This is a genomic window from Microcoleus sp. S13C4, from assembly GCF_036700865.1.
GTDB lineage: Bacteria > Cyanobacteriota > Cyanobacteriia > Cyanobacteriales > Microcoleaceae > Microcoleus.
Window position 1 is genome coordinate 62,394 of record NZ_JAUBPS010000031.1, and the last position, 14,482, is coordinate 76,875.

At 46.0% G+C, this 14,482-nt stretch carries 8 protein-coding genes; 2 read left to right on the top strand and 6 right to left on the bottom strand.

Annotated features, from left to right (window positions below; genetic code table 11):
- Positions 1-95 precede the first annotated feature (95 nt).
- On the top strand, positions 96-1,505 hold the full coding sequence (locus tag QT996_RS15160; protein ID WP_333047470.1) for a cation:proton antiporter: 1,410 nt from the start codon (positions 96-98) through the stop codon (positions 1,503-1,505).
- A 198-nt stretch (positions 1,506-1,703) separates the two neighbouring features.
- On the opposite strand, the gene QT996_RS15165 is transcribed toward QT996_RS15160, so the two are convergent.
- From QT996_RS15165 to QT996_RS15185, 5 genes are all read right to left on the bottom strand, one after another.
- Positions 1,704-2,711 (bottom strand): ADP-ribosylglycohydrolase family protein, encoded by a 1,008-nt coding sequence (locus QT996_RS15165; RefSeq protein WP_333047472.1) that lies wholly within the window; start codon positions 2,709-2,711, stop codon positions 1,704-1,706.
- A 229-nt stretch (positions 2,712-2,940) separates the two neighbouring features.
- Positions 2,941-5,772, bottom strand: a complete 2,832-nt coding sequence (locus tag QT996_RS15170) for a PAS domain S-box protein (RefSeq protein ID WP_333047474.1) — start codon at positions 5,770-5,772, stop codon at positions 2,941-2,943.
- 41 nt (positions 5,773-5,813) lie between these two features.
- Complete coding sequence (locus tag QT996_RS15175) at positions 5,814-6,683, bottom strand: BMP family protein (protein WP_333047486.1); 870 nt, start codon at positions 6,681-6,683, stop codon at positions 5,814-5,816.
- Between the two features lie 338 nt (positions 6,684-7,021).
- Positions 7,022-9,196 carry a glutamine synthetase III gene (locus QT996_RS15180; RefSeq protein WP_333047475.1) on the bottom strand — a complete coding sequence of 725 codons (2,175 nt, stop codon included), beginning with the start codon at positions 9,194-9,196 and terminating at the stop codon, positions 7,022-7,024.
- Positions 9,197-10,091: 895 nt separating this feature from the next.
- On the bottom strand, positions 10,092-11,342 hold the full coding sequence (locus tag QT996_RS15185) for an alpha/beta hydrolase (RefSeq protein ID WP_333047476.1): 1,251 nt from the start codon (positions 11,340-11,342) through the stop codon (positions 10,092-10,094).
- Between the two features lie 521 nt (positions 11,343-11,863).
- On the opposite strand from QT996_RS15185, the gene QT996_RS15190 reads away from it, so the two are divergent.
- Complete coding sequence (locus QT996_RS15190; protein WP_333047477.1) at positions 11,864-13,642, top strand: SWIM zinc finger domain-containing protein; 1,779 nt, start codon at positions 11,864-11,866, stop codon at positions 13,640-13,642.
- Positions 13,643-13,699: 57 nt separating this feature from the next.
- On the opposite strand, the gene QT996_RS15195 is transcribed toward QT996_RS15190, so the two are convergent.
- Positions 13,700-14,302: a 2OG-Fe(II) oxygenase gene (locus tag QT996_RS15195; protein ID WP_333047478.1), complete on the bottom strand. Its 603-nt coding sequence runs from the start codon at positions 14,300-14,302 to the stop codon at positions 13,700-13,702.
- Between the last annotated feature and the right edge of the window lie 180 nt (positions 14,303-14,482).

The following is a 14,482-nucleotide window of genomic DNA, read 5'->3' on the forward strand; positions in this document are numbered from 1 at the left end:
ATGTAACAGTTATCATTTTCCGACTCACAGTCAACAGTCAACAGTCAACAGCCAACAGTCAGCGTAGAATCGTCTTTCTTACCATCATCCTACCCATGTTTTTGAACCCTACAATTACAGCTTTAAGTTCTGGGATGGCATCCCTACTTGCTCCCATACCTTTGTTAGCAACAGTCGAGGCTGAAAATTCGCCGATCGTCCTCAGCGGAGTTTTGCTCAGTTTGGTAGTGATTTATATCGCCAGTAAAATCGGCGCGGAAGTGGCTCTAAAATTTGATTTTCCTCCGGTTTTGGGTGAACTTGTAGCAGGGGTAATTGTTGGCGTATCTGCTTTACACTTGATCGTTTTTCCCGGAAGCGGGCTGTCAGCATCAGACTCCGGGATTATGACAGTTCTGCAATCGATTAATCATCTGTCTCCTGCCACCCTCACCAGTATCTTTGAATCGCAGAGTGAAATCATTGCAGTGCTAGCTGAATTAGGCGTGATTATTCTGCTGTTTGAAATTGGCTTAGAGTCGGATCTCAAACAACTCAAGCAAGTCGGAATTCAAGCTACCGTTGTCGCCTGCGTAGGTGTGGCAGTTCCCTTTGCCGCTGGTACTGCGGGCTTGATGATAATTTTCCACACGGCGGCAATTCCAGCAATTTTTGCGGGGGCAGCTTTGACGGCAACCAGCATTGGAATTACATCTAAAGTGTTGGCTGATTTAGGGCAACTGAACTCTAAAGAAGGTCAAATTATTGTCGGTGCGGCGGTGATTGATGATGTGTTGGGAATTATTGTCCTGGCTGTTGTCGCCAGTTTAGCCAAAACCGGTGAGATTGATGTTGTTAATGTCATCTATTTGATTGTCAGTGCAACTGTTTTTCTGCTAGGTTCGATTCTGTTGGGCGGTGTCTTCGACAAAACCTTCTCGGCGGTGGTGGGTCAACTCAAAACTCGCGGCAATATTATCATCCCGGCATTTATTTTTGCTTACTTCATGGCTTTTCTGGGCAACGCAATTCATCTCGAAGCGATTTTGGGTGCTTTTGCTGCGGGCTTGGTTCTGGATGAAAGCGATGCGCGCAATGACTTGGATGAATTGGTGAAACCCATCGCCGATTTATTTGTGCCAATCTTCTTTGTAACGGTGGGGGCACGGGCCGATTTGGGGGTCTTGAACCCAACAGTACCCGATAATCGGGCGGGACTTTTGATTGCCACTTTCTTGATTGTCGTTGCTATTTTGGGCAAGATCGTAACAGGTTGGGTGGTGTTTGGTCAGCCGGGAATTAATCGATTGGCGATCGGAGTGGGGATGATTCCTCGGGGCGAAGTCGGGTTAGTGTTTGCCGGCATCGGTTCGGCGAGTGGGGTTTTGGATAAACCGTTAGAAGTCTCGATTATTATCATGGTGATTCTGACGACTTTTTTGGCTCCGCCTTTTCTGCGGATTGCCTTTGGCGATACGGTAGTGCCTCCTGCTACTGGGGAACTTTCTAGCGAGAAAAGTGTTTGATATCAAATCCGTTAGCATCGGAATTATTCATCTCTCTGTTCTCTTCCTCTGCGTACTCTGCGGTTTAATCCTTCCCATCCAACCGGAAACGATATGATTGAGGGAATTTGAGTCTGGACGATCGACTGATTTAGAAACAAATGTCGATCGTCCAAATTTATTTAGCCGTAAGAATAAGTTTTAAGTTGTGATAAGCGGCTACAGCTTGACTTTCAACTGATAACAGTTGTCAGCGAGTTTAATTAGTTCCCCCAGGCCCCAAGTACCTTGATCGTTCAAAAGTTCCGCTAGTTGATTCGGGATTGCTTCTTGGCCCAGAAATGCCCCGCTGATGGCACAAGCCATTGCTGCGGTGGTATCCACATCGCCACCGACGGCGATGCTAGTGCAGAGAGTTTCCCAGTAATCTTGAGGCGTTCTCAAAAACGCATATAAACTCCACAAGACGCTACCAACTACAAAAGGGGAAATTCCTTGCCAAGAGCGATCGTAGTTTAACGGGAGTCCAGCTCTAGAAATCAACTCTACGGCTTCTTCTGGGGGCAATTTGACCCAATCAATCAAATCTTTGAGCAAAGCGGCAAAGGAAGAATCAACTTCTGCTACCCATTCGCTCAATTGACCGAGAAATGGCTCAGTTTCAATCATCATGTCAGATTGAAGGGCGATCGCCACAGCCCCGGCGATCGCCACAGCCCCCGCAGAACACCGCGAATCTTGATGGGTGATGCGCCCTTGATCGCAAGCAGCTTGTACGAGCTGGGACGGGTCATCGTAGAATATTAAGCCGATCGGCCCAGCCCTCATAGCACTGCCATTACCAGCACTGGGAGCAGGAGTACCAGCTTCTTGCCAAGCAACGCCCCGAATTAGGCGGTTTGCAGCTTCTTCGGTCGATCGACCGCGCCCGACAATGCGCTGTTGAGCGAAAATGTCAGCAATACGGGTGGCGTAGTCGCTGGGGTCGAATTCGCCACAAGCGACGTAGCTTTGGAGGAGTTCGCGGGCGAGTTGGGAGTCGTCGGTGTATTGACCAAAAGGAAAGCCGAAGCGATCGCGATCTTTGATTTTTTTGAGTCTAACTTCGTAGCTAACAAAGTTTTGGCAAACTTCGGGAGGATAGCCTTCTACTCTACAGCCTATAGCGTCGCCGAGACACTGACCGATCAGACAACCTCTAAATTGTTCGAGACGCGGGACTGCCATTTATGTAGTTTTAAGTATGTCGATCTAATCTTATGTTAAATCCCCGACTTCTTAAAGCCTGCTGTGGAGAGTCAGAGCGCCCGCTGCTAGCATTAACTACTTGTCTACCCCCTTTTTTTCTTGAATTTGAGCTGACCACTTTTCTTTTATTTACACAAATCATTCAGACGCGATATAACAGTTTCCAAGCTACTTAATAAACGCTATATATAGAGAAATGCGATCGCAGTTATTTACCAACAACTGCTAGAGCACCGCTTTGCAAAACAGGAATTTCAATTCGGAACTCTGTTCCTTGATGGGGTTGAGAGAAGCACTGGATGAAGCCACCGTGCTTATCAACTACAATTTGATAGCTGATGGATAGCCCTAATCCAGTTCCTTTACCCGTTGGTTTCGTGGTGAAGAAGGGATTGAACACCTGTTGTATAACAGTTTCCGTCATCCCAGGCCCATTATCTTGAACTTGAATTACTACATTTTTTGAATAACCGGGCTGAGTTTCGTTTGTGACTAGCTTCGTCCGAATAGTGATGCGACTGGGATTTTTTGGGATGTCTTTTGTATAAGGCTGATTGTCGTAGTTTTCTAAAGCATCGATCGCATTTGCCAGAATATTCATAAAGACTTGGTTCAACTGTCCGGCATAGCACTCTACCCGCGGTAAGTCGCCGTAGTCTTTGACAATTTCAATAGCAGGATGATCCGGTTTTGCCTTCAGTCTATTTTGCAAAATCATCAATGTGCTGTCAATTCCCTCATGGATATCAACTGGCTTCATCTCTGCCTCATCCAGCCGCGAGAAGTTTCGTAGCGACAGGACAATTTGACGAATGCGATCGGCTCCTACCTTCATTGAAGTCAGCATTTTGGGCAAATCTTCACTAATGTAGTCCAGATCGAACTCTTCAATTTTTTCCTGAATTTGGGGATTAGTTGGATAGGTTTGCTGGTAAAGCTGAATCAACTTTAGTAAATTTTGCGTGTAGTCGGCAGTATGGCTCAGGTTGCCATATATAAAGTTAACTGGATTATTAATTTCGTGAGCAACACCAGCAACCAGTTGCCCTAAACCTGACATTTTCTCTGCCTGAAGGAGTTGTGCCTGAGTTTGCTGCAAGGTTTTGAGTGCAACCTCAGCTTCCTCTTTTGCTTGCCTTAACGCAGCTTCGGCTTGCGTGCGCTCAGTAATATCCAGTGTCAAGGATGCAACTCCAACAATCTTTCCAGCCTCCCCTACTAAAGGCGTATTGAACCATTCGCAAATAATGGTTTGGCCGTTTTTCGTAATATTTTCGTTGACACTGTAGATTCCTCCAACCTGACTCAACAACTGGTTCATAACTTGATCGACTATCTTTCTGGCAGACGCAGGCACAATTAATTCTGCGGCATGGTGTCCCATCGCCTCTGTAGCCGTGTAACCAAAAATCTGCTCGGCCGCTGGATTCCAGGCCGTGACTTTAAAGTTTAAATCCCATTCCACAACTGCCAGTGCACTTTGGCGGAATAGAAAAGATAACCGCTGTTCCGACGCTTTGAGTTCTTCTTCTACCTGTTTCCGTTGAGTAATGTCAATCCCTGTTTTGATGATGTACTCAATTTCACCTTTATTATCCAGTAAAGCAGTATCTGACCAGGCAATCCGTCTGAGTTGTTGATCTTTGGTCATCAAACTGCCTTCATACTGCTGGGGAAAATTACCAGATTGTAAAGACTCAAAAGTAGTTTTGGCTTGTCCAACTAAGTCTGAGTTCTGGAACAAGTCCCAAATGTAGCGCCCTTTCACTTCATTAAACGAGTAATGAGTCATTTGTTCGCAAGCCCGGTTAAAGCGAACGATTTGTCCCTGCGGGTCGAGCACAACTACCAAGGCACCTGCAATTTCAAGAATGGCTGAAACAAAATTGCCTTCCACTTCAACTGCTGTAATCAGTTCCTCTAACTGAGTCGCCATATTGTTAAATGCGATCGCCAATGTCCCCAGTTCGTTTTGGCTGTCGATGTTGACCCGTGTATCTAATTGCCCTCCACTGAGTTGAGTAGCTGCCGTGGTTAAGCGCTGTAGCGGCACCACAATTTGCCGAATAAATAGATACCCAATGCCAACAGCGACGATCGTCACCACCGCCAATGAGGCTCCCATAATTGAAAGCATTTGGTAAACGGGAGCATAAGCCTCAGCCGTTGGCAGTTCTACAACCACATTCCAATTCACGCTCCGAACTAAGGCACTGGCTCCCAATACTTCTACCTGGTTTAGACCTTGATAAACGTTAAGGCGCTTAGTATCTTCGGAGGCTTTCAAAAATTGAAATAAGGGGCGCTTAGAAATATCTTGAAGCTGAAAGGTTTCTGGGTGACTACCCTTTTGAGCAATGAGAAAATTACGCTCATCGACTACATAGACATAACCCGTCTTGCCAACCTGCGTTTGGGAAACAACAAACCAGAGAAAGTTGAGATTTACCTGTGCTAATAGCACCCCATCCACCTCATCTCGCTCATTCCGAATCGGAACCGCCAGAATGGTGGTTGGTTGGTGAGTTTTAGGATTAATTTCTACAGGACTGACATAATCTTCCTGTTGTTTGAAGGCACGAATAAACAGTGGCGAATTGGCTGGATTTTCTAACTTGACCGGTTCGTAGGGTGAAACTGACGCGACAACTTGTCCCTTCCGGTTCAAAATGGCAACAGCTTCATAAGCATCATTATGACGAATCAATCCTTCCAACAGGCTCTGCTGCGCTTGAGGTTGAAAGTTTGTGAGTCCTTTAACCCTAGCTAAATAGCTCAGTTTTCGTTTCAAGTCATCTAAATAATTATCAATCTGCCCTCCTGCTGTATGGCTGCGCTCTTGTTGGAGCGATCGCGATTGCTGGATCTGCGCCTGAAAGCTGAGGTAGATCAGCAAGCCACCTGTGGGCAGTAAGCTCAGAAGAACCAAAAATATCAAACCATACCGGAGCTGATGTGCAATAGAAAAGAAGCGTTGCCAGGGATGAGAACGGGAGCTTCTGGCGATCGGCAGAACGCGCTCGTTGCGTTGATTTTGCATCGGACTTAGGATCAATATTAGTAAATCAATTAATCGGTGCACTAAGGAGAAACATCGATTTTGCCAGTCGTCACAGCTTCTCGGATAATCTTGAAAGTCTCCTCTTCCTGAGACGTGAGACTACCACGGAAAGGGGCAAAGTCGTAGATTTTTTCCTTGAGCCCAAACTTATAAAGTTTTCCTTCCCACCGACCTTGCTGGGTTAACACGGCCGCATTTAGCACCAGATTAGGAATGTCCTCCAGAACGCTAGTTAGGACTTTGCCGGGAGCCAGTTTGTACTGATCCTTTGACCAACCAATCACAAGGACTCCTGGCTTTTGCGTAACGGCTTTTAGCGCGGCTAACCCTGCCTCATCCGCGTTGATTGCCAAAACATCTACTCCAGAGGCCACCATATCCGTTGCAACTTTGGTGGCTTTGTCCGTATCACTCCAAGTGTTGAGAAAAGCAGTCGAGGCTTGAACAGAGGAATTCGTTGCCTTCACTCCCCGCCTAAACAAGGCTTCTTCTTCTTTGTAAACCGGATAAGGTGCACCCACAATATAGCCAACTTTATTGCTTTTGGTCTTCATGGCAGCCAAAGCACCTGTGAGGTATCCCACCTCACCAGATCGAAAGGCAACAGCCCCCAAATTTCTGTTATTCCCTGGATATGTTGTAACCAGGGCAAATTTCGTTCGCGGGAATTCTTTAGCGACCTTTTCGGCAGCTTTGATATAGGCACCACTGGCGGCCATTACCAGGTCATAGCCTGACTGGGCATATTTGCGAATGGCAGCTTCACTATGTTCACCGTCAATTTTGTCAGTAAAGTCTACCTGAGCATTAAATTTATTTTTGATTAGATTCAATCCTTCAAAGCAGGATTGAGCCCAACTGTGGTTATCTTTAGGTCCTATGGTGACCATTGCCACTCTAAAGCTGCTAGAGGTGCTTGCTTCAGGGGAAGAGTTTACGTTCGGAGTCGATCGAGTGCAACTTATCGCAAAAACCAGAGCTAGAGCCGCCAGAGTCATCTGTTTCAAGAGAGATTGAATTCGCATAATAGCTTTTCGCAGCAATATTACTTTTTTTACGCCGATAAATTTGTTGAAGGGTATCTCAACAAGCTTCACAACTCTTACTCTCGTTAGTATTTAATGCCTTTGACAGATTCAGCCTAACACTCATTTAATCTCAAAAAAAAGTAAGGACACGGCACTGCCGTGTCCTTACAACTCTAACCTGCAATTAACCGAATTCGCGATTACTTAACAAACAGCATTTCTTGATAAGTAGGCAGCGGCCACAAATCATCAGCCACTTCACCTTCCAGAGCATCTGCATACTTGCGAACCTCATCCATCAAAGGACGAATTGTTTGCGAAGCATACTGCATATGATCTTCTGTCGAAGCAAAATCGTGCTTGCTCAAAGCAGCACTCAATTTGCTCGCAGTATCAATCATTGACTTAACCAACATCGCTACTTTTTCGGCACTTTCCTTTTCCAGTTCAATCCCAATCTCTTTCAATTTAGAAATCGTGCCGGAAAGTTCAGCTAAATACCTCACCGCAGCGGGGTAAATAATGGTTTTTGCCATGCTTATTACCAGTTTTGCTTCGACTTCAATTGCCAGCAAATACTGCTCTGCATAAACATCGTAACGGCTTTCCAATTCAACGGGAGTCAGAACACCTGTCTTTTCAAACAAGTCTTCAATGTATCCTTCCTTCAACACGGGCAAAGCATCTGCCGTAGTCCGCAAGTTAGCTAAACCCCGTTCCTCAACAGCCATTTTGTGCCATTCTTCCGAATAGCCGTTGCCACCAAATACAACCGCACCGTGCTCGTCCATCACTTCTTTGAGAAGTGTTTGGATGGCAGCATTCAGTTCAGTTCCGTTAGCCAAATCGCTTTCTAATTTGTTAGCAATCCAGTCCAAAGAATCTGCAAGAATTGTATTCATCGCCACCAGCGGCCCAGAAACAGACTGACCGGAACCTACTGCACGAAATTCAAATCGGTTTCCAGTAAAGGCAAAGGGCGAAGTCCGGTTTCTGTCTCCAGCATCCTTCGTGAAAGTAGGCAGCGTTTCTACACCTAAATTCATAATTCCCCGACCTTGAGAGTCCTTAACTTCTCCCCGGCTAATTTGCCCGAAGATATCTTCTAATTGCGAACCCAAATAGACAGAGATAATTGCTGGCGGAGCCTCATTTGCACCCAATCTGTGGTCGTTGCTGGCAGTAGCAACTACCGCGCGCAACAGCGGCCCGTATTTGTGAACTCCGCGAATCACAGCGCCGCAGAAAACTAGAAATTGCACGTTCGAGTGCGGTGTATCGCCGGGGTCTAATAAGTTTCCTTGGGTGGCATTGCCAACCGACCAGTTGACGTGTTTGCCGGAACCGTTAATGCCAGCGAAAGGCTTCTCGTGCAGCAAACACATAAAACCGTGTTTCTTCGCAGTGTTGCGGAGAATTGTCATGGTTAATTGTTGGTGGTCGCTGGCGACGTTTGCAGCTTCAAAAACTGGTGCAATTTCAAACTGACCGGGAGCTACTTCGTTGTGGCGGGTTTTGGCAGGAATTCCCAGCCGGTACATTCTTTCTTCTACTTCCTGCATGAAGACTTGAACGCGCTCTGGAATCGCTCCAAAATAGTGGTCGTCAAATTGCTGACCTTTCGCAGGAGGTTTGCCGAAAAGGGTACGACCTGCTAGCAGTAAATCGGGGCGGCTGTTGGTGAAATTGGCATCTACCAGGAAGTATTCTTGTTCGGAACCGCAACTGGAATTGACCGGAGCAACTTCGGTATTTCCTAATAGCTTTAACACTCGGGTTGCTGCTTTGTTCATTGCCGCAATGGAACGCAAAAGTGGCGTTTTCTTGTCTAAGGCTTCACCTGTCCAGGAGATGAAAACAGTGGGAATGCACAAGGTCATTCCATTGTCGGTTTCCATGACATAAGCAGGGCTGGTGACATCCCAGGCTGTATATCCGCGAGCGGCGGCGGTGGAACGGATGCCGCCGTTGGGGAATGAGGAGCCATCCGGTTCGCCTTGTACTAGAACTTTGCCTGCAAATTCTGAGATGACGGAGCCGTCGCCTTGCACTGAGATGAAAGCATCGTGTTTTTCGGCGGTGCTGTTGGTTAGCGGGTAAAATACGTGGGCGTAATACAGGGCTCCTTTGGAAATAGCCCAATCTTTCATTGCTGCTGCAACTACATCCGCTACGGAATCATCGAGTTTTTGGCCGGTTTGAACGGTGTTTTTTACTGATTTGAAAATGCTTTTGGGCAGACTTTCTTGCATCTTGCTCAGACTAAAAACGTCTGTTGCCCACATATCTTCTAACCGCTTGGGAGGCTGGGCAGGCATCTGTTTGCGGTTGACGATTTGAGAAATTGCTTGAACGCGCGATTGGTTTCCACTCATGGTTATTTTTATTGGGATTGCAGGACGAGTTGTTGATAAAAAATAGATGTTAGCAAAAGTCTAACGATTGACGAATATGTTGGATTTACCCAAGATTTTTTGTCAAAGCTAACTTTTGGGAGAATGCCTTTTTGGCAGACTCTAAAAGATTGGAGGAGCGAGGCGCAATGACTTCGCCCTCCATCGGGTGTGACAATCCTGTGTGAGATGCGGTTGGATTGCGGTTATTAGCAAGAAGATAGATGGCAAGAGCCTGTACAAACTTGAGTCAACATTATAGATGTCTGCACTGCACAAATTTAGTAACTAATCTTTACCCTGGTCAGCTCAAAAATTTTGTGCGAATCAATTCCGATGAATTCAGGTCAAAACTACTTATGGTTTTTAACGGTTCGACGATCGATAAATCGCAGTCCAGCAAACAACGCACTCGTTTAGGGGTTTTGGAGAATTATGGAGAGTACACAATCTACACTTGGAGAGTTTAAACAATCATTAACCAAATAAATGTATCGCAGGCTACAGAATTTTAGTTTTTTTTCAGAAAGATCGATCGCACCGATCGCACACAACCGCAGGATTTCAGTGTAACAGGACGCGGGGCGCTGAAACTGAGGGCGATCGTACATTTACAGGAATTATCGAGGGATACTATATATAGTGTACCAAGAAAAGGATCTCACTTTGGCGTTGCTGAATTCTGGTATGAAATTTGTAGGGGCAATTCCCCCGTGGTTGCCGCACCGCTGGGGGGGTAAGCTTTTATTTAGCACCGCCACAAAACTTTCCCAGCGCAGTAATGGGGATTTCTAGGGATATAAAATGAAGAGAGTTACAGCCATATTTTAGGCAGTTTGAGACGCCTTTATTTAAGTAAAAATGAGTATTTAAACTTTTATTTAATTGGTTGGTAATCCGAAGACTTCAGAGCATGAGCCAAAAAGCGTTCTGTGTAGTACAAAGCCAGTTGATTGCTCGGGCCATTAAAAACAGCATCAAATGCGTGTTCAGCCCAAGGAATTTCGAGCAAAATAGCCCGATCGCCCGTGGCTCGTAATCGTTGGTAGAGCGATCGACCAAACTTGGGCTGAACGATATGGTCGCGACCTGCATAAACCAGTAGAGAAGGGGGAAGATTCGGTTTAATATAATTTATGGGAGAAGCCCGACGGTAAAGCTCATTGAGTTCGTCTGGGGTTCCTCCCAGAAAGGCACGCAAGACGGCTCGAACATTTATGGCATCAGGAAAAGGTGGGTCATTGTATCCCCGAATCAGGTCATTTGGCCCGTAATAGTTGACCACGGCTCGAACTGGAAGCACACTTGAATCATAAGCAGTTAGCATTGCTAAATGGGCACCTGCAGACCTTCCCATCAAAGCAATTCGATCGAGATCGATTTCCCAATCACCAGCATGAGTTTTGATATAGGAAAGAGCGGCTTGTACGTCCTCAAGCTGAGCAGGAAATCGATACTTGGGAGCGTGGCGGTAATCAATTGCGACAACACAATAGCCTTGAGCGGCGATATAGCGGCTGAATTCCTCATTGTAATCGGGATTGCCTCTCTGCCAAGCTCCCCCGTAGAGTGTGATAATCGCCGGATATTTGCCAATTTGCATCGGCCGATAAACGTTTAGTTGTAGTGAAACTCCGTCAGGGTTGGCAAATCCAATAGCCCGATCGATCCTAACCTTTCTGAGGGGAATTCCTCGGAACGCATCTGCGAGGATAAACGGTTGAGGGCGTAGCTGCGCGCGATCGGCTTGAGGAACGGCTGCTAAATAGTTTTCCCCTAAAACTGCTTGCATTTGGGTAGCTATCGCTGCATTGGCTGTTGGGAACTGAATCAGGGGAAGCAGGCTCAGGATGAGGGCGAACAGGTTACAAATCAGTAAAATAATGTAGACTTTGCCTTGATGGCGTCGGAGCAGGTTCAGCAGAAGGGCGATCGTATTTATACCGACCAACCAAGGACTAATTTCTGGTGCTCCCACCGCCAAAGGGTACAGGAACATCGTGGGTGCTGGTACGATGACCCAGAGACTGAGAAATAGCGCGATCGCACTCAGGAACCAAGGGATAAATTGCGAGACTAAGAACGCTGCTAATAAGGGTAACTTTTTGCGGTTCTTCTTGTGGATCATCGGATTTTCGCAGCCTAATTTTTAATCAGTTTAAATTAATCTGGCGGTTTTTATTGGTAAGTCGATCGCCTCTGGCATTTTACCAAACCTGCAACTTCGACTCCATGACACCCTGCGTCGAGCGAAAATGTTTTGTATCGTTCTATTTTCATCTTTGACGTTGTTCGCTGTTTGTCGGAATCTTAAGCTGAGGTTGTCCCACTAAACTAGCTGTATGGGCTGTTACTCATCAAAAGTTTGGCTATTATAGCAACCGCTAAGACGGTGAGGACATTCTTAATCGCTGAAACCATTGCTCTTACTGCTTCTTCCTTCTTCCTTCTTCCTTCTTCCTTCTGCTATATTCCGATTTTAGTAGTTAGACAGAGACAGCACTTAGGCACGGGTGTGGAGAAACCGGGTTTTTTTACAGATTTTTGAAATTTATGGAAACCTCAAATCGGAACGCAATTAAATTGTAGAGCAAGTGTATTTATCAGGTAAAATCGAGTCTAATCCTTTAACTGCTGAGGCATAGTCTCATGCCCATTCCCAAACTCAGTGAAACAACGATCAAGCTTCACACCTCTGCCCAATCTCTCAAGCGGGGTGAAGCTTACTATTTAGCTGGCAATGTTATTAGCGCAGTCCGGCGTGGCAATATGGTGCAAGCAGTAGTGCAGGGTTCCGAAGTAGAACCCTACCGTGTTACCCTGCCCTTTGATGATGCCGGATTAGGATCTACATTATTCTGCACTTGTGCTTACGATAACGATGGGTGGTGTAAACACATTGTGGCGACGTTGTTATTGTGTCTAGGGCAACCAGAAATAATTGAGCAGGGCCCGACACTGGAACAATTGCTCGATCGCCTCAACGATGTACAAACCCAGCAATTAATACAGCATTTAGTGAAAAAAGAACCATCACTCATTGATGCGATCGAACAATACATTAACTTAAGTGCTATTCCTGCACCTTCAAACCAACCTACCAAAGCACCGCGCCACACCTCTATAGATCCTGCTCCTTTTCGACACCAAGTACGACGAATTTTGCGAGAGGCTGTGAGGTATTTGGAGGATGGATGGGAGGAAGACCCAATTACAGAAGAACTTTTAGATGTAATTCAGCGAGCCCAGGAATTCAGCGAACAGGGGGATGGCAACAACGCCTTAGTAATTTTAGAAGCCATCACCACAGCCTGCGTTGAAGATTGGGATGATGTAGAAGAGTTTGGCGCTGACAATTCTGAGATAGCTAACGCTTTGAATGAAGCTTGGACAGAAGCCATTTTGACGGCTCAACTAACTGCTGAAGAAGAGATCGATCTCCAGGTGATGTTAGAAGCTTGGCAAGATGAATGGGATTGTGATTTCAGCATGAGCTTGGAAGCTTTACGCCAAGGTTGGGATGACCCCCTACTCCAACAGGTACTTGAAGGAAACATTACTGGGTCAGGAGTTTGGGCTGGTGACGCACCAGACTGTGCTCACGACTTAGCATTGATTCGCTTGCAAATCCTCGATCGCCAGGAACGCGATCAAGAATACTTATACTTAGCCCAAGCAGAAGGTTGTACTCAACAATACTTGACGATGTTAACTCGTTTGGGGAGAGTAGAAGAAGCAGTGGAAGCTGCTGCTACCCAGATGCAATCAGCGGAAGATGCTTTGGCTCTCGTTCAAACTTTAAAGCAACAGGGAGCCTTAGAACAAGCTCTGGAAATTTGCCAAGCTGGGTTAAATTTGTCAGGTCATTGCCATTACCAACTGGCAACATCGATGAGTGAGTTGGCTGTTGAGTTGGGCGAAGACGAACTTGCCTTAAATGCTAGAATCCAGATATTTAAAATCAAACCATCTTTTAGCGATTATAGTTTAGTGAAGGAGTTAGCAAGAGATAGTTGGTCAACTTTGAAAGCAGATTTGTTAGCAACTCTGAAAAGTAAGGAAAGTTGGAATTTTACTGACGCGAAGGTTGATATTTTTCTGGATGAGGGAATGATTGAAGATGCGATCGCCCTTGCTGATTGCTTGAGTTATTACGACTCAGCACTGATTCACCGAGTAATGGGGGCTGCTATCAGCCACAGCCCCGATTGGGTAATCGCCAATGCTTGTCGGCGTGCTGCATCGATTATGGACCAAGGGAAATCAAGCGAGTACAATCTGGCGATTAAGTGGTTGGAAAAAGCCCGCGCTGCCTATTTACATACTGGGCAAAATCTTCAGTGGTCTGCTTATCGTTCTCAACTGATGCAAGTACACAGTCGGAAGCGGAAGTTGATGGAAATGCTCAAAAGTCCGCATTTAGATTGAGCCTTAAGTTTACCGTAAACCCAAGTGAAAGCGACCCAACCCAGGATCGAATAAACCTTACTTAATTTTTGCTTTTACGGCCCTAGATTCCACTGTGAATCCTGGAATATCTTGCAATTCTGTTTCGCTCAAACTATACTGTTCGCAAACCAAACTCAAACGAGTTCCGGTACTTTTAACGGCGTTGACAGAGTGAGTCAAATCTCCTTGAAAATAGATCAGCGAGTTGGCTTGCGGCTTAATCTGCCCGACTTGCTGTTTGTTGCGCCGCAGTATCAACTCTCCCCCTTGCAAATTCGGCGGTACTTGCACGTATAAAACGCTGACGGCTGCGGGAGGTTCCACAGTTTTGCAGTACGATCGCAAAGATCGATCGATATGCGGATCGACGCGGGAACCTTCACCCAGCAACAAAGGGTTGAGGTAAAAAGCATTGCATTCAGGCTGTAATGCTTGGTCTAGATAGGGTTTGAACAAGGGGAACCGCCGTTCTACTTCGGAGATTTCCGAACGTTGAAACACCACGGAAAACCCTTTTGTGCCAATGAAATCGCGATTGAGGTTGTTGATTGCTAGATAAGGGGAGGCTAGAATTGCTCCTCGCAAGTCGTTGAGGTAGTCGATCGAGAAAGCGTTAGGATGTTGGCTATAGTATTTCAAGGCACTCAAAAATCATCAAAGTTTAAGGAAACAGCAGATAGAAATGCAGCAATCGCTCAGATTTGGGATTGCTTCGTTCCTCGCGGATGACACCATAATCTTGATTTACTGTAGTTTAGACTAACTAAAGATGAGAACGGTGGTCCAAGAAAAACTAGAGCCACCGTTAAGGAGAGAATG